Genomic DNA, 20,058 nt, shown 5'->3' with positions numbered 1-20,058 from the left:
ATTTTCACGAAATAGCTCTATTGTAAAATGAGTTTTTATAAACGAGCACAAAGCTAAAATGAGTTACCCTGTAACAACTGTATTAAAACAGACAATAGCATTAGGAGTGTGGTGACATATTCGCGTCTTGTGCTGAAGAGGGCGTAGGTGTCCGTCGACTGCGAAGCATAGGCTCGTGTATCGCGATGAGTTCTGTGAGCTTTTGTTTATCGACTACAACGCTTTGCTTTTGCTCGTCATTTTTTGCTTCGTACATCGCAAAATCAGTGTAGATAAGTAATTGTTTGATGCTTAGGTTACTGGTATCGGGTAGAAATACGCCAATAGATGCGGATAGTGCAAGTGTTGTTTCCTTTCCTCTAACTAGAAACTCAAAGGCTTCTAAGTTAGGCAAAATATCATCAAGGTGCTTACCTGAAAGGTTACTGATTGCGACAAACTCGTCACCACCAATACGATAGATATCTCCTTTAATCGTTTGATTAAGACGTTTAGTATAACAGCGTAATACTTGGTCACCGACATTGTGCCCGTAGGTATCATTAATGTGTTTAAATTTGTTTAGGTCAATATAGATGAGATAATTGCCCTTGCCTAACGCTTGTTTTCTAATACGGTTCAACGCGTGCCGGTTTTTCAGCTTGGTTAAAGCATCTCGATTCGCGCGCGAATGGGTAACTAACCAGAAAAATACGCAAACCAATACTAGTAGCATAAGTAACGCTATGATCACATCTAAACGCTGCCTTTCTTGTTCTTTTTCATGCAGTTCGCGCCAGTTCGCCGGCGGCAGGTAGCGCTTGCTAATGCTGTCGGCATCAATGAAGTCAAGCGTACGATTAAATAGCTGCATGAGAGCTTCGCCTCGCTCTGTTCTAGGGAAACCGAAGCTAAGCTTAGAACTGTAAAAAGGATAGAAATATCGATCTTCAATGATATTCGATACCTGCTCATCGAATAACATTTTGTTCAGTGTTACTCTATTGGTAACGGCATAATTTATCTCCTTATTCGCTAATCCGGCTAACATCGCTGGGGTATCAGAGTAATAAGTGAGAACTTTATTTGGAAGTAAGCGCTGGGTGATTAGAGCGAATATGTCGTTTTTGACGACCCCGATTTTTTCAGCAAAGAGTTCAGAGATGTGTTTGTGCACTTCTTCTTTATAGCCAATTCGTTTTGCTATCACGCCATCGATAGAGTCAAATGGTCGACTAAAATACGCGAAAGACTTGCGATCTCTTGAAGATGCGATAGGGGTCGTCACATCTCTGTCACCTTGTTTGAGCTTTTCAATGCTGGTAGACCATGATTCATTTGGCTCATAGTTAAACGCACAGGTAAGCATATTTAGCGTACATATCTCTTTGGCAAAATCCACTGCAATGCCTTCCGGTTGCCCTTCTGAATCTGAGAATACGTAAGGTTGGCGCGGGTTTAAGTAGATAGTAATAGGTTTACTTAAGTCTAAGTTCGATGTCTTGATTTTTTGTTTAAGTTGGTTAATTGCAATATCGTTGATGTAATTTTCAATGTACTGTCTTAATTGTTTTTGTACGTGCTCTTGTAAAATAATATCGCTAAATAGATTGAGAAATGAAATATTTTCGGCCTTGTTTGTGATAAGCGACACTGGGGGAATGGTGACTTGATCGTTGATCAGTACGGGTTTAAAGCCAGCATTTAGAAAGTCTTCTAGCTGTAGGAAGGTGCCAATAAACCCATCGATATACCCTGCATTGATAGCATCAAAGGCAACATTGTTATCATTAAAATCCAACACTCTTTTATCAGGGTAATACTTTTGAATAATATCAGTAAATGCCGTGCCCATGGTGGTGCCAATGGTGCCAAGATTATCGAAAGACTGTCCGTCAATACTAAATACGTAAGTTGGCTCTATATTGGTGGGGGGAGAAAAGGCAAAGCGACTTGCTCTGCTTTGTGTGAACGTAATATTGGCAACAAAATCGAGTTCTTTGTTCTCTACAGCACTAAGTCGTTCACTAAATATCGGGTAGTCTAAATACTTGAACGTGACATCGGTATGTTGTTCGATAGTGGAGAAGATAAATCGTGCTAAAAAATCGTGCTTATGAGCCGCAACGACATACGTTTTTTTGAGCTCGTTTGCCGCTGCTTGAGGGGCTTGGAGTAAAATCCAAGTGCTGACCAACAGTATGGCGAGTACTTCAAGAAAACGATAGGGCTTGTTGCTCAATTCCAATGATTCCTTCCATGGTTTGGATTCGACGTTACGCTTAATATTAACGCTAATTTGATATAATACAATGTTAACTTACTGAATATTAAATCCAAATCGGTTGTTAAGTATATAATTTACTTATTCACAATGAAAATACTTTATCGCTCAGTGATTGCTTGGTGTATTGGTGCTATTGAGTATGGTTGCTTGTCATATCGTAGCTACGTGGACTAAATTTTTACGTTGCGTGAATAGCTTTCCCACCATCACTATTTTGAACCAAATATAACATGGCCTATTAGAGCAGTGATAGTGGGGGAATTATTATGCTAGTTGTTTATTGACGGCATCTAGCTTCATTTTGCTTGATAACTCAGTGGAATGTTCAGCATTGTGTTGGTATATATGAACATCTCGTTGTGGGAACGGAATACTAATCCCGTTGCTATCTAGACTCTTCTTAACACTTTCAGTGACTTCCCAGTACACATCCCAGTAATCTTCGGTGTTTACCCACGGGCGTACTATGAAATCGACGGAACTTTCATTTAATGTATGGACATATATCATTGGTGCAGGTGATGTTAGGACTTTAGGGTGCTGCGATAGTATCTCATTGAAGATTGCTTTAGCTTGGTCGATATCATCGTTATAACCAATCCCAAAAGTCATATCAACTCTCCGTGTTTTTTCTGCGGTGATATTGTTGATGGTGTCTCCCCAAATCTTATTGTTTGGAATCACTAATCGTTGATTGTCGACGGTTCGTATTGTGGTTGATACTAAACTCATATGATTAACGGTGCCGGATGTCCCAGCAACGTTGACTAAGTCACCTACATCAAACGGGCGGTAAATAAGAATCATCATCCCAGATGCAAAATTGGATAGCGTATCTTGCAGAGCAAAACCAATAATGACACCCGCGACTCCGAAACCTGTCAATAAGGGACCCAGCTCGATGCCGAGTTGTGAAAGTGCGATCAGTAATCCAAGCGCAGTTACGCCTTTTTGAGCGATGGAAACAAAGAAGTCTTGCATCAAAATACTGAACTTCATTGTTGAATGACTGACACTTTTTCGTACCGCTTTGCCTACAATTTTTGCGAATGAACGCGACAGCCACAAGATGACGACGAACACGAATACTTTCACAATAAATGATGGGGTATGCTCCATCGCCCAGTTTTTAAATGCGGTAACCCATTCACTCACCAATCCCATCAGAACACTCAAATCAAGCACGTCTGTGCTGATGTCACCGGTAACGGTAAATAACAGTTGTTTATATTCGGTCGTGTCTACGCCATAATTTTCAAGTAAAGAAATACTCGATTCCAGACTTAGAATAAATAGATTGATCTGCGCAGAAGTACGAATAGCTTGTTCTTCTAACGCGGCTTTGTCGCCCTCTGACGTATAGGTTAAGCGTTCTCGTGTGTCTTCAAGTTGGCTGTCGAGGAATAGGACACTGTTATAGAGAAATTCAGCCCTTGATGCCAAATCTTTTTCGAGGGATGCTTCTGCTTTTTGAGTATCAAGACCGAGTTTTTTGCCCCATGATATCGTTTGTGATAACTCGGCATAGTACTCGTCCATTGTTTTAATACGTTTTTGTATTGCGAATTGGATTTCATCTCGTTTGGTGGTATTACCCTTCTTTGATAAAACGGAGAGTCGTTTGAGTTCTTGCTCATTTGCACCTAGCAGAGTCTGCATAAAGAACAGTTGATTCGTCACTATTTGTTGGATGCGTTCATCCGCAACGTCGTCTGTTAGGGACTCCGCGATGTTGTGCCTGATCGCAGAGTTTTTCCTGTGGATGATGCTTTCTTCAAAGCGATTTAGTATCGCATGGCTTGCGAGTTTTTCTATGTCGGTTTGCAAAGCCGACTGTTGGTCGATGATAGTTTGTCCCGCCACGACAAGCGTTGAAACCGCACTACCAACAGCCAATGTTAGCAAGAGTAGAAATTTGCTCTTCATTCGTTTTCCTATATTGATTAGTCTAATTACAACTATCGCTTAGCGATCCAGAAATACGTTTTTTTGATAGCCCAAATCAGTAATTTTGCTGTGGCTTTTAAAGCGGTAAAAGTAAATATTCCGACTGTTGTTATTAGTTGGTTGGTACCAAGAAGTAGTTTATATGCGTCAGTATTTTGAAAATCGCGGTAGGTCATTGCTGGGCTCCTGTTCGTTGGGGTGTATCATAACGAGCTGGAATATTAAGGATTACCATTTTGTGCCAACTCACCATTCACCTGATAGAAACTCACCTAATAGAACTTCAACGCAACAACGTAACGTAATAACGATGCAAAATGAGATAAGTGTAGTGAGGGGGTTGTATAATCCAGTCTGTTGATATTGTGGTCAGGGAAGTAATTCGGTGTTTGTGAAAAGAGAGGTGATGAGCGGGTAAAGCAGTTGAGTAGCTAAAGTAGTTGAGTATTAACGTGCTAAGTCACTCGAAAACACTGTCCCTTGTGACTTAGGCTGATGATAAAAATGTTGATGTAAAAATGCGTAAATTAGTCTTGTTTTTGTGCCAGCATTTCCTCGAGGCCACCTGCGTTATGAAGCTGTGTAAACCCTTGTGATTGCAAATAGCGATAGGCTTGCCCGGAGCGGTTACCACTACGGCAATATAAAACGATCGATGTTGACTTATCAACGTGACTAAAGTGCTTTTCAATCTCAGATAAAGGATAGTTGACCGAGTTGTCTATATGACCGTCGACGAATTCTTGTGGTGTTCTGACGTCCACAAGCATTGCACCTTGTTCAATGAGCTGCCAGCCTTGTTGGGCACGCTCAGTTGCAAGTCCATTAAAACTGACACTTGCCAAACAAAGTGCTGCAAGTAGTGTGGATAAGGTACGCTTCATAACCGGTTCCTATTGGTAAGGGTGTTTGCTCAATCATAGTGGTTTGAGTGTTCGCAGTTTGTGAGAACATGATGATTGTCGATGAATAATAACAAAATAAACCTAAGATTGCGGTTGCGCGAGTGTCCGCTCGAGCTGTTTCACCGAATAACTGTAAGTCAGCCATGCGCTTAGACCAGCTAAAATGTTGCCAACAAAGGCCCCGTAAAAGAGTCCTTGGATGCCACCGAGTTGAGAGCCTATCCATAAACAAGGTAAGAAGAAGGCAAATAGTCGTAGCGTCGAGATAGTCAGTGCGGTTTTTGCTTTACCTAGTGCGTTTGAAATTGACACCATTAACATACATACACCAAGCGGACCTAAACTAAATGGGACAAGGAGTAAGTGATAATGCAGAACTCGATATACGTTATCTTCGCTCGTCATTAGCTGCGCTAAAGGTTGCGCAAAAATAAAGGTGGCGATAGCAACCAGAAATTGAAATGCCAAAATATAGATAACGGCGATGTTGACAAGTTTTTTGATGTCTTGCAGGTTCTTTCTGCCTAATAGTTTGCCGACCATTGGCGGCATCGACATGGTTAATGCAAGTACCGTTACAATAGCGAAAAACTCATAACGAGACCCGACCGCCCATGCGGCGACAGCCGCCGTACCAAAAGTGGCCAATAATTTAGTGGCTAGCATGGATGACAGCGGTGGCAACAGCTGGCTTACCATGGCTGGCGCCATAATGCTCCAAATAGACTTGAGGCTGGTGACAATGTTGAGATCACTCCAATCAAAAGTTGCCCATTGTTTCCTCATAACTTTCGGTGCGACCACAAGAATCCCAACACCAAAAGCGACGATAGTCGCGATCGCGGCGCCATTGATGCCCATGTCAAAGGTAAAAATGAACAGTGGGTCAAGCGCTAAGTTAACTAGGCTTGTGACCATCATCATCATGCCGGGTAAAACGGTGTTGCCGTTGGAGCGACAAACGCTGTAATAGAAATACAGTACTGCACCAACCCACGAGCTCAACAGCCAAAATGGCCAGTAGCTGTCTATTACGGGATAGACAGATTCAGGGGCACTCAATATGGCCAAAATAGGGTAGCGCAAGAGCCAAATCAGGATGCCAATCGCACTGACACCAAGGCTACCAAACAGTAAAATGAGACCGCCGAGTTGTTGAGCATAGCGTTGATTATCTGCCCCTAAGGCGCGGGAAATAATGGCGGTAGTTGCAATGCCTAGACCAACCTGAATACCAATGATCACCATCTGCATGGGTAGGGTAAAACCTTGGGCAGCAAGAGGTAAAACACCGAGTTGACCAATAAAAGCACTATCTACAAGTTGAAAGCTCATCAGGGAGAGAACGCCCAAAACCATCGGGAGTGTCATTTTGAAAAGTTGTTGAGCGAGGTTTTTGGTGTCTGTATTCACGTTATCTTCTTTTATTAGTGTGTCCAAGAAGCGAGTATTACTACCCGCTTCTTGTAGAATCATAAGTCTTTTGATTCGTTTAAATCGTCGGCATAACCTTTAGGAGGCGGTGTCCATCCACGTTCTCGAGAATGTTTGTCGTTCCGGTCAACTTTCATGGCGTCTTTAATTAGATCTTCCAACTCCATGAAAAGCTGGCGATAGTTGTTGTCATATCGTGCTCCCTCGGCCACGTTGGTCCAGCCATTGTATAAGGTATCCGAGTGTTTATTTTCAATGGTTTTATAGATGGTTTTTTGTTGTTCCACAAAGAACGGATGAAAACCAAGGCAGCGCATGGCTTTTGAGCCAAGCTCGAGAGCTGAGTGATAGGTTTCTGACTCGATATAGTCGGCGCCAGCCTGTCTCAAACGATAGCCATGGCCTCTATCATAAGCTCGAACTAATACTTTGACGTGAGGGTACGTATGTTTGACGTATTTTACAAGTTCGACGCTGGCCTCATAGTTGTCCATAGCAATAACAAACAGCTTGGCTTCTTCTAGTTTTGCTGTGTGTAACATGTCAGGTTTAGTGGCGTCACCAAAGAAAGACTTAGTTTCAATTTGCCGCATCAGGTCGACTTGTTCTGCGCGAATATCTAAGACGACCGTGTTGACATTATTGGCGACAAGCAATCGATTTACAATCTGACCAAAGCGGCCGATCCCCGCAATAACAACGCTACCTTGTTCATCAATGGTATCTTCTTCGCGATCATTGGTGTCTTTTTCAAATTTCGGCAAAATGACTTTGTCGAAGAAAATGAAAAGTGCTGGTGTTAAAAACATGGAGAGCGCGACAACCAGTGACAATATCTGCGCAATGTCGGTGGGTAATACGTGATTTTGTACGGAAAAACTCAACAAGACAAACCCAAATTCACCGGCTTGAGCAAGGCTGAGAGTAAACAACCAACGGTCACTGCCTTTGATTTTGAAGATCAAGGCTAACCCGTAGAGGACAGCTGCTTTAATGGCCATCACGCCGAAGGTCAGCGCGAGAATGAGCGCAATGTCGTCAAATAGAATACCAAAATTTATACCAGCGCCTACGGTGATAAAAAACAACCCTAATAATAGCCCTTTAAATGGGTCAATATTCGATTCTAATTCGTGCCTAAACTCACTATTCGCTAATACAACGCCGGCAAGAAAGGTGCCCAATGCGGGAGAAAGGCCCACTAAACTCATCAACGCTGCGATACCGATAACCAGCATTAAAGCCGTAGCAGTGAAAATCTCACGAAGCCCAGAAGACGCCACGAAGCGAAAGAGTGGTCGGCTTAGATAGTGTCCGCCGACAACAACAATAGCGATAGATATAATGATGACCGAACCATACGCCCAACCAGGTAAACCTGCGACCAGACTAAATTCTTCGTGATGTTGAGCGGCATCGGTAACGGCTGTTTGTGCCTGTGCGACAAGCTCCGGTAAGGCAAGTAATGGGATGAAAGCCAGCATAGGAATGACAGCGATATCTTGAAAAAGTAAAACAGAGAACGCATTTTTTCCGCCTTCTGTTTTCGTTAGCCCCTTTTCATTGAAGGTTTGTAGCACGATTGCGGTTGATGACAGAGCAAAAATAAGTCCGATGGTGAGTGATATCGTCCATGATAATCCCATGAGTACTGCGATCGTCATGACGACCGCTGTTGAACCACCTACTTGCAGTCCACCAAGTCCGATCAAACGATGTCGCATAGCCCAAAGCATCTTAGGTTCTAGCTCAAGGCCGACAAGGAAAAGCATCATGACAACGCCAAACTCAGCGAAATGCTGAATGGTTGTGGTTTCTTCGCCAACTAAGCCGATTATGGGGCCAATGACCACGCCGGCGATTAAGTACCCAAGTACCGAGCCTAGCCCAAGGCGTTTGGCAATGGGTACGGCAATAACCGCGGCAAATAGGTAAATGAAGGCTTGCAAAAAATATCCGGTCATAGGGATTGCTCCGAGTCTTTTGGCCAGTAGTGGTTAAGTTTGTCTAACGGTTTGGCTATTTGAATGTCAAATTCATCGTTAACTAAAGAGGTCAACAACGCTTTCCATTGCTCTCTATGCTTGGAAATTCTATGTTCTTCTTTGGCTGTTCGAGAGCCAAATAATACCAATGGAGGAAGGTAGATGAATCCAGTTAGATTCGCCATTTGTTCAAGGGGCTGTAACAGCTCGCGAATAGTAAAGTGGTTGTACCCGTCGGTTTGGTAAGCTTCTTCTTTGCCTCCTGCTGAAATGGCACAAAAAAAAGGCTTTCCAACCAAGGATGTGCCATCTTGCCCATAGGCGAACCCATATTCCAAGACAAGATCTTGCCACTCTTTCAGAATTGAAGGCGTAGAATACCAATACAGTGGGAACTGGAAAACAACGACATCGTGTTCGACTAGCCGTTTTTGTTCTCGGTCGATATCAATATGGTACGTCGGGTATTCTGAGTATAAATCGACAACGGTTACCCCCTGAATATTACAGGCATCTCTGTACATAGGAGCGTTAACTTCAGACCGACGTGGCGACGGATGTGCGTATAGAACCAAGACTTTATTTTTCTTATTTGTCATGAAATTTGACTCACTTCTAGGGTGAAGGTTTAATGTTATTGAACTAATACTTAGTACACAATTTAAGATAATTCAATTGGTTAAGGTATTTCAATTAGTTAATGTTATGACCTGGTCGTGATAGAGTGCCTAGATAAGTCAATAGTAGAGTTAGGATGTATTTAGCATGTTAGACGTTAGGAGATGTAGTGGGTCTTGCGTACCCATTGAGCTACTTTTAGAGGCTGACCCAGACCGTAAGGTCATTGAAAGCTATCGCAATGACTGCACTGCGTTCGTAATATCTGACGGAGAGCATAGCCAAGAGAATAATAACCAAACGGTGGCCGTACTTCTGATTTTTATCGGGGTGAATGGTAATAAAAAACATGCGGAACTTTATAATATATCGGTAGCCCCTAACTGGCAGAAGAGAGGGCTAGGTAGTCAGTTGTTATCGACCGCGCTAGAATGCATGGCAAAAGAAGGCGTCACGCGCGTAGAGTTGGGAACGGGAACCTTTGGCTATCAATTAACCTTTTATCAACGCCATGGTTTTAGAGTAGACCGAGTGGTCAAAGATTTTTTCCTCGATCATTACCCGCAAGCGATAATAGAATCGGGTATTCAACATAAAGACATGTTGCGATTAGTATGGTTCGCGCCGGGTCACATAAGTAAGTAAGTAAGTGAGGATTTGATGGGTAAAATGTACACAGTTCATGCGACTAAGTATGACGAGGCCATTCAAGATAATGCTTATAATGCATTGTACGAACGCCCAACAACATTGGCACTGATTGGTGATGTCACTGATAAAGATGTGTTGGACTTGGGGTGTGGTCCGGGTATTTATGCGCAATTATTTACCGAGCAAGGCGCACGCGTTACAGCAATTGATGCGTCGCAAGAAATGGTTGCCATTACGCGCAGTAAACTCAAGGAACAGGTACACGCTTATGCGCAAGACTTATCTATAGGTTTACCAAAAGAGCACGACGAGCAGTTTGATGTTGTGGTGTGCCCGCTTATGATTCACTATTTAGAAGACCTTAGACCTCTATTTTTAGATATATCACGTGTATTGAAGAAAGAGGGGGTATTCGTGTTTTCAACCCATCATCCGATTATTGACTTTGATCCCTCAGACAATAACAGCAACTACTTTGCGGTTGAACAAATTACAGAAGACTGGGACACCACGGGAGAGCCAGTTGAAGTAAGCTTTTTCCGTCGCTCACTTACGTCTATTTTTTCTGCGTTAAGTGATTGTGGCTTTGTTATGGAGCGCTTTTCTGAAGGCGTACCGGATATAAAAATGAAATCCGTTGCACCAGAGACGTTTGAAACCCTTTCTCGCCGTCCAAATTTTGTGTTTATTCGTGCCAAAAAGCTCAGCCAATGACGCTAGAAATAAGAAAACTTTTCCAATTAAATAGTGATTTGGTATTGAATTAACAAAAAACGGCTTTTTTTTGCCCAGTAACCCGTTCAAATTACAAATCAATTTGGCTTTGCTGGCGTGTTTGATTACTATGTACAGCTATCAAAAAACACCGTTATGAACACTACCAGTAGGTAGATGAGGATACGATGCAACATCTAGAAGAGATTATTGCTAACGCAACGGCTGCGATTGAAGCTGCCGAGTCGCTAGTCGCACTAGACGAAGTGCGCGTTCAGTATTTAGGTAAGAAGGGTGAACTCACTCTTCAACTACAAAGCCTAGGTAAATTACCACCGGAAGAGCGTCGCACTGCTGGTCAAGAGATCAACAAAGCGAAAGGTGCGGTTCAGCAAGCGATCGTCGCGCGTAAAGACGAATTACAACGCGCAGAGCTTGAAGCGAAACTTGCTGAAGAAACTATTGATGTGAGCCTACCAGGTCGTCGCATTGAGAACGGTGGTCTTCACCCAGTGACTCGCACTGTTGAGCGTATCGAACAGTTCTTTGGTGAGCTTGGTTTTAATACTGAGTCTGGCCCTGAGATTGAAGATGCATTCCACAACTTTGATGCACTAAACATCGCAGACGATCACCCAGCTCGTACTGATCACGATACTTTCTTCTTCAACCCTGATCTAATGCTACGTACTCACACTTCTGGTGTTCAAATTCGTACGATGGAAAACGGCAAGCCGCCATTCCGCTTCATTGCTCCGGGTCGTGTTTACCGTAACGACTACGATCAAACTCACACGCCAATGTTCCACCAAGTGGAAGGTATGTTAGTGGACGAGAACGTAAACTTCGCACAACTTAAAGGCATTCTTAACGATTTCCTTTGTAACTTCTTTGAAGAAGAAGTTGAAGTGCGTTTCCGTCCTTCATTCTTCCCGTTCACAGAGCCTTCAGCTGAAGTTGACGTGAAACGTAAAGATGGCAAATGGCTAGAAGTTCTAGGTTGTGGCATGGTTCACCCTAACGTACTTCGCTCTGTTGGCATCGACCCTGAGAAATACTCTGGTTTTGCATTCGGTATGGGTGTAGAGCGTCTAACGATGCTTCGTTACGGCGTAAATGACCTTCGTGCGTTCTTTGAGAACGACCTTCGTTTCCTTAAACAATTCAAGTAATCCGGGGCAGTCAAAACTATGAAATTCAGTGAATCTTGGCTACGCGAGTGGGTTAAACCTGCAATTAACAGCGAAGAGCTAGCTCACCAAATCACTATGGCTGGTTTGGAAGTTGACGATGTAGAACCTGTTGCTGGTGAATTCACCGGCGTTAAAGTAGGTAAAGTGGTTGAGTGCGGTCAGCACCCAGACGCAGACAAACTACAAGTTACAAAAATTGATATCGGCGAAGAAGAGCTTTTAGACATCGTATGTGGTGCATCTAACTGTCGTCTTGGCCTAACTGTAGCAGTAGCGACAGTTGGCGCAGTACTGCCTGGTGACTTCAAAATCAAGAAAGCAAAACTACGTGGCGTTCCATCGCACGGCATGCTTTGTTCTTTCTCTGAGCTAGGTATCGACGTAGAGTCTGACGGCATCCTTGAGCTGCCAGAAGGCACGACGCTTGGTATGGATGTTCGCGAGCTTCTAGAGCTTAACGACGTCACTATCGATGTAGACCTAACAGCAAACCGCGCAGACTGCTTCAGTATCCGTGGTCTTGCTCGTGAAGTTGGCGTACTAAACCGCGCAGACGTGACAGAGCCAACAGTTGAAGCTGTTGCAACAAGCATTGAAGACACAGTGTCTGTTGAAATCAAAGCAACAGACGCGTGTCCACGTTACCTTGGCCGTGTGGTTAAGAACGTAAACGTGAAAGCGGAATCTCCAATCTGGATGCAAGAAAAACTGCGTCGTTGTGGCATCCGTTCAATCGACCCAGTGGTAGACATCACAAACTACGTGATGCTAGAGCAAGGCCAACCAATGCACGCATTTGATCTTGCTAAGATCGAAGGCGGCATCGTAGTTCGCCGTGCAGAGCAGGGCGAAAAGCTAACACTTCTAGATGGTAACGAAGCTGAACTAAACAGCAACACACTTGTTATCGCTGACCACAACAAAGCACTAGCCATCGCTGGTATCTTTGGCGGTCAAGATTCAGGTGTTACTACTGAAACGACAGACGTACTTCTTGAAGCTGCATTCTTCGCACCGGATCACATCCGTGGTCGCGCACGTGCTTACGGTCTTCACACAGATTCTTCTCTACGTTTCGAACGTGGTGTTGATTCAACGCTACAGCTAGCGGCAATGGAGCGTGCAACACAGCTGCTAGTTGAAATCTGTGGTGGTGAAGTTGCGCCAGTAAACGGCAGCGAATCTGAAGCTGATCTTCCTAAAGCAAACGTAGTCGCTCTACGTCGCGCTAAGCTAGACAGCCTACTAGGTCACGAAATCCCATCTACAGACGTAGTGGAAATTCTGACTCGTCTAGGTTGTAACGTTTCTGTTGTAGAAGATACGGAAACGACAGAAGCTGGTTGGACGGCAACGTCTCCATCTTGGCGTTTTGATATCGCAATCGAGCAAGACCTAATTGAAGAAGTAGGTCGTATCTACGGTTACGATAACATTCCAAACCAAGCGCCTAAAGCGGCACTTAAAATGAATGACCACAAAGAAGCTAACCAACCGCTTAAGCGCGTTCGTGACCTTCTTGTCGACCGTGGCTACCACGAAGCAATCACATACAGCTTCGTAGAACCTGAACAGCAAAAATTGGTTGTACCTGGTGTTGAGCCGCTAATCCTGCCATTCCCAATCTCTGCGGACATGTCAGCAATGCGTCTTGGCCTAATCCAAGGTCTTCTAAATACCGTTGTTCACAACCAGAAGCGTCAACAGTCTCGCGTTCGTCTATTCGAATCAGGCCTACGTTTCATCCCTGAAGCAACGGCTGAAAACGGCATGCGCCAAGAAATGATGCTTGCGGGTGTTATCTCTGGTACGCGTGGCGAAGAGCACTGGGACATGGCGACTAGCACTGTAGATTTCTTCGATCTTAAAGGTGACTTAGAAGCAATTCTTGAGCTTTCCGCAAACGAAAAAGCATACAGCTTTAAAGCCGCTAAGCACCCAGCACTTCACCCAGGTCAAACTGCAGCGATCGTAGTCGACGCCGGTCTCGAAACTGAGAGAGAAGTGGGTATCATTGGTACTGTTCACCCAGAACTAGAGCGTAAGTTTGGTCTTAACGGCCGTACTATCGTGTTCGAAGTAGAATGGGCAGCTATCAACACTCGCGTGCTTCCAGAAGCAGTAGCAGTATCTAAGTTCCCAGCAAACCGTCGTGATATCGCCGTTGTTGTTGATGAAGCTGTGGCTTCTGGCGACATCGTTGATGCGTGTATCGCAGCTGGTGGCGAATTCCTAACAGACGCTAAACTGTTTGACGTTTATGTAGGTAAAGGCGTAGAAGAAGGCAAGAAGAGCCTGGCTATTGCACTTAGCCTACAGTCTGTAGAGCGCACACTTGAAGATGCGGACATAGCTGGTTCAGTAGATGCGATTGTCGCTTCAATCTCAGAAAAATTTGGTGCTTCTTTAAGAGATTAATGAACACTAACTGAACATAAATCTGAAAAGACGAACCCTTTTGGGTTCGTCTTTTTTATATCAATACAAAAATCAATTTAAAATTCTAGTTGGGTTTACGATATTTTGCGTAAAATTTAACAGGGGATTAAACGTGTTTCATATTGTGCATTTAGACGCAACTGACTGTTTTTACTTGTAATTTATCGTAAAAGTGTGCCCTATCTTAAGGTTTTTATAATTTGTGCGACTAAATGTTTGTTCTGATGTGATTTTATTTTGTAGTTGTTTATTCTTTTTTAATTGTAATTTTGTTTGGGTTTTGGTGTTAAATTCTGAAATTATGGTAACCCATTGGTTGGTGGCAATGAAGTCCTGACATTTCCATGAAATAAAAAAGTTGGCGAAAATCATAAGGTTGGCTTACACTTTTCAAAGTAAGACCGTTATGTTGTTGATTGGTCGAACTAAATATGTGGTGTTGCTATTGTAGCAGCTAAGTATGAAATAGCTTTGAGGGGAGTTTTATGGCGCTCACAAAAGCCGATTTGGCTGAGAACCTTTTTGAGAAACTCGGGTTTAGTAAACGGGATGCCAAGGAAACGGTAGAAGTATTTTTTGAAGAAGTCAGAAAATCACTCGAAAATGGCGAGCAGGTAAAGCTGTCTGGTTTCGGTAATTTTGACCTTCGAGACAAAAATGAACGTCCGGGTCGTAACCCTAAGACCGGAGAGGATATTCCAATCTCTGCGCGACGTGTTGTGACGTTTCGTCCAGGCCAAAAACTGAAGGCTCGTGTTGAAAACATCAAACTAGATTAGTATTTGATTGTTACAAAAAGACCACGCAATGCGTGGTCTTTTTGTTTTAGGGAAGGTGGTAACTTAATAAGATTAAGCAGCTTGAATATGCGTGGTGATATAGGGTTGCCATGCGTTTTGATAGAGTTCCATTGATTGTCGTCGTAGGCTGGTGATTTGAGCGGTTTCAATATCGTTAAGTGAGCGTCCATGTGACGCAGCATTACGCTCAATACCTTGTATAATTTGATATAAATCGTGTTCGGGGCCGCTTTTTACTTCAGCAATCGCTTTTAGGTGTAGCTGAACTTCAGCGATGATACGAGTTTTTGGAAGCTCGACAAGGATATTCAAATCACGATAGCCAGATGGGTTAGGTGATTTAAATCGGTTCTTAACTCGCACTACTTTGGCTTCTCTGCTTAATGTTTCGAATGCACTAACTAATGACGATACATCATTTGCTATGATTGTTGCCCGAGCGAGATCGGTGATTTGATCAACTTGACCGTTTAATTCCGTGTTTATTTTTTTCAAGGCACGGTCAGAGGATTTCACACCGGCGAAGTGTGACTCTGTTTGAGTTAACAGAGCGGTCGTTTTACACAGAGACTCTAGTTCGTGTTGAGCTTGATGAGATTTACTGTATAAGACGTCAAAGTCGTCGTGTGGTTGCGCAACGCGACTGTCAATGGGGTCAATACCATAAAGACCACTGAGACTATGTTTAAAGTTCGACGGGCTTATCTGGTTCTGTTCTTGGTTCCCTTTCGTTTGGTTAGAATTGGATTGATCAAGCGGTGCCGCAAATGCTGGTGCGCGGCTGAGTACCAGCAGCGTTAGTGCTGCGGCACGGAAAAACATGCTCATGCTCTCTCCTGATTACGTTACAAAAACGGTGTAAAAAAGGGTGCTATAACGTGTGGAGCAGTGCTACCTATGATATGGGGTTTTAAATGGCATTACCAAGTCCATATTTTGTAGCGTTGAGTAAACTGTGAAGCCTGTCTCATAGAAATATTACCCTAAGGAGACATGACTTTTTGTCCTCAATCTGTAAACTCTACGTTAATCATTATGCAGATCTAAAATGAATATAAAATGAACGATTATGAACTTTGGCACGATAAATGGGCGGCGAACAAAATTGGTTTTCATCTTGATGATGTTAATCCCTTACTTATCGAGCACTGGAACAAGCTAACGCCAACTCGAGAGCAAAGTGTATTTGTCCCTTTGTGTGGTAAATCAGAGGACCTAGTGTGGCTTGCTGCGCGACATGACAATGTGCAGGGTGTAGAGCTAAGCCAAATTGCGGTTCGTTCATTTTTTGCGGAACACTTTTATACCCCTCTAGTGACTACCTTAAATAGCCAGTTTGAGCTGTATCAGTTTGATGAACTAAGCATTTATGCCGGAGATTATTTTTCAGCTCCAGTTGAAAGTGTCGATTTGATTTATGACAGAGCAGCGCTAATAGCCATCCCCCATGATCTACGAGCGATGTATGTGGAAAAGCTCAAGCAGGTGCTTAAGCCAGGAGGAAAAATATTGCTGGTAACCTTGGACTATATCCAAGATCAGCTAGCAGGACCTCCTTATAGTGTTCCAGAAGCTGAAGTTGCCGCGTATTTTGATGAAGGCTATCGAATTACTCGTTTAGCGCGAGACGAAGCAGGCAGTGAACATCGTCGTATTAAGCAAGGGCTGACCCGTTTTGCTGAGGAAGTTTGGCTAATTGAGGCTCTGGTTTAGTAAGCTATTAGCCTAGTTATCTTTAGGTATAATTACCTTCAGTTTAACTACCTTTAGTAAAGATAGTCTGAGCCGAAATCATCGTAATTGACGCATAGCCAGTCAGAACTGTACCAGCTGAAGCAGTCAGCAAATCAGCATTCCAATTTAAACGGCGAGAGGGGATTATTCTTCTTTCGCCGCCATTTTGAAGCCGATAAAACACAACGCCAGCATTGTCATCGGTATCAAGGCGAGAGTGATTTCAGTCAAAGGTAAATCAATGAACATTTTGGTGCAGAGCAGGTGTGCACCAATATTGAGTAGCACTAAGGCAGCAGCAATGGTGCACAAAAGTAGTTCTTTCTTAACGCTATTATTAGTCATGCTATTTTCCATCGCAGGCACTTCCTATTGGTGATTGAGAACGGTGATTAAGATCGGTGATTGAGTTGCGGCTAACACCATTGGATTATACGCTCGCGAGCGGTAGCTATAATAGATACAGATTTCTAGTAAATATGTATAACAGTTAGCGTTTAAGGTAGTATGATCGTTACGTTTATCGAAAAAGAGTGTACCTATTGGCCAAGTACGTTGAGCTGGCAAATCAGATTAAAGAGCAAATTCAGAACAATGTCTGGCAAGTAGGGACTAAATTACCATCGTTACGGAAGCAAACAGAGCTGTCTGGGCTGAGTTTAATGACGGTGATGAACGCTTATCAGTTGTTAGAGAGTCAAGGTTGGGTCGTTTCTCACTCTCGATCCGGCTATGTTGTTGCTCCTCCGGTTCAAGATGTTGCTGCGCTGTTTCCTAAACAGCACTTACATGAAACGGAATCAGTTGATATCAACGATTTCGTCTTCGATATTCTGCAAGCGAGTCGTAAAAACACGGTGACAAATTTTGGTTTTGCTTATCCTGAAGCCAATTTATATCCGCAGAATCAAGTGAATAAATCTTTGGTACGGGCAGCGCGTAAAATAACCACGTCTCATGATCTCGACAATTTCCCACCTGGAAATGAAACGTTACGACATATCATAGCCAAGCGCTATGCTGCTCAAGGCGTGAATATTCACCCTGATGAAATTGTTATTACAGCGGGTGCGTTGGAAGCGCTTAATTTAAGCCTGCAGTCGGTGACGAAAGCTGGTGATTGGGTGATTGTAGAGTCGCCCTGTTTTTATGGCGCATTACAATCGCTTGAACGTCTAAATTTACGCGCGCTTTCAGTTAACACGCACCCAACGGAGGGGATCGATCTTAAAGATCTAGAGAAAGCTCTCCAAACGCATCAAGTGAAAGCGTGTTGGTTAATGACCAATTTCCAAAATCCCCTCGGTTTTAGCCTTTCAGATGACAAGAAGCGTCGCCTTGTTAAGCTACTTCAGCAATATAACGTCTATTTGATCGAAGATGACGTTTATAACGAATTGTATTATGGTGCGGCGAAGCCTTTACCTGCGAAAGCGTTTGATGATAGTGGCATCGTGTTGCATTGTGCTTCTTTTTCAAAATCTTTGGTTGCAGGGTTTCGAATTGGTTGGGTAGCGGCCGGCAGCCGAGCTTTGCCAATTCAAAAGATCCAACTGATGAGCACGCTGTCAACCAGTGCACCGGTTCAACTGACGCTCGCAGACTACTTATCTACTCGGCATTATGAGCGTCATTTAAGGCTATTGAGAAGAAAGTTAGAACAGCGCAAGTATCAGATTTGGCAATTGCTGCGAGAATATCTACCTAAAGAAGCCCAAGTACATTACTCATCGGGTGGTTATTTTATTTGGGTGGTGCTACCCACTCATGTTAATGCGACAGAGTTATATAAAATAGCGATTAGCGATGATATTAGTATCGCTCCAGGGGAAATGTTTGCGACGACACAACAGTTTCAGCATTGTTTTAGAATGAATGCTTCTTTGCAAGCAACAGACTCTGTCGTCAGGGCTATTGAGCGTTTGGGGATGCTGATCAGACAATTATTGTAACGAGCCTTACTCGCATATCTTTCCGATAATGCTTAATAATTAAAGGCTGTCGAGAAACTCGACAGCCTTTATGCTTAGTAAATGACTTTTACTTGCTTTGCGCTATCGATAGCATCGTCAATGGCCGATTCGATAGACTTGCGACGCGTAAGGCTCACACCTAAGCGGCGACGGCCATCGATATCTGGTTTACCAAACAAGCGAACTTGGGTTTGCGGTGCAGATACGGCTTCACTCACGCCTGTGAAACGAAGGTTCTCTGAAGTGCCTTGCCCCAAGATAACTGCGGATGCAGACGGTCCGTACTGTGGGATAGCATTAATTGGCATACCGGTAAATGCACGGACGTGAAGAGCAAACTCAGACATTTCTTGGGAAATGAGTGTAACAAGACCCGTATCATGTGGGCGAGGGGACACTTCGTTAAAGATGACTTTATCGCCCTTAACGAACAATTCGACACCAAATAGACCATAGCCACCTAATGCATTGACGACTTGCTCAGCACTGTATTCAGCGGCTTTCTTCGCATTTTCTGACATGACTTGAGGCTGCCAAGATTCTCTGTAGTCGCCATCTTCTTGGCGGTGTCCGATTGGTGCGCAGAAGTACACGCCATCGACAGCTCGAACAGTCAGTAGTGTGATTTCGTAATCAAAATCTATAAAGCCCTCAACAATGACACGTCCAGCCCCCGTACGACCGCCTTCTTGAGCGTATTTCCACGCGTTATCAATATCTTCTTTAGTTTTGATAACACTTTGTCCTTTACCCGATGAGCTCATTACAGGTTTTACGACACATGGTATGCCAACAAATTCAACGGCACTGACGAAATCGTCGTAGTTATCTGCAAAGCGATAAGGCGAAGTGTTTAAACCTAGCTCTTCCGCGGCAAGGCGACGGATCCCCTCACGATTCATTGTCAGCTTAGTCGCGTTAGCGGTTGGAACGACGTTTAGGCCTTGTTTTTCTAACTCAACGAGCTTATCTGTCGCAATCGCTTCAATCTCGGGTACGACGTAGTCTGGTTGTTCTTTCTGAATCAGAGCCTCTAGTGCATCACCATCAAGCATGTCTAGTACGTAGCTACGGTGAGCAACCTGCATGGCTGGCGCATCTGGGTATCGATCGCAAGCGATGACTTCTAAGCCTAAACGTTGGCATTCGATGGCGACTTCTTTACCAAGCTCACCGGAGCCTAGCAATAACACACGGGTAGCACTTTCACGAGTTGCGGTACCAAACATATAAAATCCTTGCACATTCTTCAGGAAAATTTGGGTGAATCATACTGGATTTTACAAGGAAAGCAAACGTTTGCGCTGGTGTTTTTATTGGTGGAAGTAAGGAGGGTTTATTCGTAGAGATGTAGGGGTGTCCGCGGCTGAAGCCATGGACACCAATAGAGGAGCAAATA

16 protein-coding genes are annotated in these 20,058 nt (G+C 43.7%); 7 read left to right on the top strand and 9 right to left on the bottom strand.

Translation table 11 applies throughout. The annotated features are described in order from the left end of the window. Positions 1-100: 100 nt before the first annotated feature. The 6 genes from L4D05_RS04515 to L4D05_RS04490 form a co-directional block, all read right to left on the bottom strand. Entirely contained in the window at positions 101-2,221 is a 2,121-nt protein-coding gene (locus tag L4D05_RS04515) for a diguanylate cyclase domain-containing protein (RefSeq protein ID WP_428793169.1), read from the bottom strand. 309 nt (positions 2,222-2,530) lie between these two features. After that, the gene (locus tag L4D05_RS04510; protein ID WP_428793168.1) at positions 2,531-4,192 is read right to left on the bottom strand and encodes a mechanosensitive ion channel family protein; all 1,662 of its coding nucleotides are present in this window, start codon (positions 4,190-4,192) and stop codon (positions 2,531-2,533) included. Between the two features lie 548 nt (positions 4,193-4,740). Beyond that, positions 4,741-5,097, bottom strand: coding sequence for a rhodanese-like domain-containing protein (locus L4D05_RS04505; RefSeq protein ID WP_428793167.1), 357 nt, complete (start codon positions 5,095-5,097; stop codon positions 4,741-4,743). Between the two features lie 102 nt (positions 5,098-5,199). Further along, positions 5,200-6,489 (bottom strand): MATE family efflux transporter, encoded by a 1,290-nt coding sequence (locus L4D05_RS04500; RefSeq protein ID WP_428793549.1) that lies wholly within the window; start codon positions 6,487-6,489, stop codon positions 5,200-5,202. 101 nt (positions 6,490-6,590) lie between these two features. Then, positions 6,591-8,516, bottom strand: a complete 1,926-nt coding sequence (locus tag L4D05_RS04495) for a monovalent cation:proton antiporter-2 (CPA2) family protein (RefSeq protein ID WP_428793166.1) — start codon at positions 8,514-8,516, stop codon at positions 6,591-6,593. Beyond that, positions 8,513-9,136, bottom strand: coding sequence for an NAD(P)H-dependent oxidoreductase (locus tag L4D05_RS04490; protein WP_428793165.1), 624 nt, complete (start codon positions 9,134-9,136; stop codon positions 8,513-8,515). Before L4D05_RS04490 ends, L4D05_RS04495 begins: the two co-directional genes overlap by 4 nt. A gap of 166 nt (positions 9,137-9,302) precedes the next feature. Here L4D05_RS04490 and L4D05_RS04485 point away from each other — a divergent pair, with 166 nt between their 5' ends. The 5 genes from L4D05_RS04485 (at position 9,303) to ihfA (ending at position 14,931) form a co-directional block, all read left to right on the top strand. Then, on the top strand, positions 9,303-9,800 hold the full coding sequence (locus L4D05_RS04485) for a GNAT family N-acetyltransferase (RefSeq protein WP_428793164.1): 498 nt from the start codon (positions 9,303-9,305) through the stop codon (positions 9,798-9,800). Between the two features lie 15 nt (positions 9,801-9,815). Beyond that, positions 9,816-10,520, top strand: coding sequence for a class I SAM-dependent DNA methyltransferase (locus L4D05_RS04480; protein WP_428793163.1), 705 nt, complete (start codon positions 9,816-9,818; stop codon positions 10,518-10,520). Positions 10,521-10,708: 188 nt separating this feature from the next. Beyond that, on the top strand, positions 10,709-11,692 hold the full coding sequence (gene pheS, locus L4D05_RS04475) for a phenylalanine--tRNA ligase subunit alpha (RefSeq protein ID WP_265672917.1): 984 nt from the start codon (positions 10,709-10,711) through the stop codon (positions 11,690-11,692). Positions 11,693-11,710: 18 nt separating this feature from the next. After that, positions 11,711-14,131 carry a phenylalanine--tRNA ligase subunit beta gene (gene pheT / locus L4D05_RS04470; protein WP_428793162.1) on the top strand — a complete coding sequence of 807 codons (2,421 nt, stop codon included), beginning with the start codon at positions 11,711-11,713 and terminating at the stop codon, positions 14,129-14,131. Positions 14,132-14,637: 506 nt separating this feature from the next. Then, positions 14,638-14,931 carry an integration host factor subunit alpha gene (gene ihfA / locus L4D05_RS04465; protein ID WP_102467832.1) on the top strand — a complete coding sequence of 98 codons (294 nt, stop codon included), beginning with the start codon at positions 14,638-14,640 and terminating at the stop codon, positions 14,929-14,931. Between the two features lie 72 nt (positions 14,932-15,003). On the opposite strand, the gene L4D05_RS04460 is transcribed toward ihfA, so the two are convergent. Further along, positions 15,004-15,780: a RelA/SpoT domain-containing protein gene (locus L4D05_RS04460; protein ID WP_265672915.1), complete on the bottom strand. Its 777-nt coding sequence runs from the start codon at positions 15,778-15,780 to the stop codon at positions 15,004-15,006. Positions 15,781-16,011: 231 nt separating this feature from the next. Here L4D05_RS04460 and L4D05_RS04455 point away from each other — a divergent pair, with 231 nt between their 5' ends. Beyond that, positions 16,012-16,665 carry a thiopurine S-methyltransferase gene (locus L4D05_RS04455; RefSeq protein WP_428793161.1) on the top strand — a complete coding sequence of 218 codons (654 nt, stop codon included), beginning with the start codon at positions 16,012-16,014 and terminating at the stop codon, positions 16,663-16,665. A 165-nt stretch (positions 16,666-16,830) separates the two neighbouring features. Here L4D05_RS04455 and L4D05_RS04450 read toward each other — a convergent pair whose 3' ends face one another. Then, positions 16,831-17,031, bottom strand: a complete 201-nt coding sequence (locus L4D05_RS04450; RefSeq protein WP_265672913.1) for a hypothetical protein — start codon at positions 17,029-17,031, stop codon at positions 16,831-16,833. Between the two features lie 188 nt (positions 17,032-17,219). On the opposite strand from L4D05_RS04450, the gene L4D05_RS04445 reads away from it, so the two are divergent. Then, a complete protein-coding gene (locus tag L4D05_RS04445) occupies positions 17,220-18,638 on the top strand; it encodes an aminotransferase-like domain-containing protein (RefSeq protein ID WP_489686379.1) in 1,419 nt (472 codons plus the stop codon). A 74-nt stretch (positions 18,639-18,712) separates the two neighbouring features. Here the strand turns inward: L4D05_RS04445 and purT are convergent, their stop codons facing one another. Next, a complete protein-coding gene (purT, locus tag L4D05_RS04440; protein WP_428793159.1) occupies positions 18,713-19,888 on the bottom strand; it encodes a formate-dependent phosphoribosylglycinamide formyltransferase in 1,176 nt (391 codons plus the stop codon). Positions 19,889-20,058 lie beyond the last annotated feature (170 nt).

It is taken from the genome of Vibrio nomapromontoriensis (assembly GCF_050337205.1).
GTDB lineage: Bacteria > Pseudomonadota > Gammaproteobacteria > Enterobacterales > Vibrionaceae > Vibrio > Vibrio nomapromontoriensis.
This window is presented reverse-complemented; position numbering and strand designations above follow the sequence as displayed.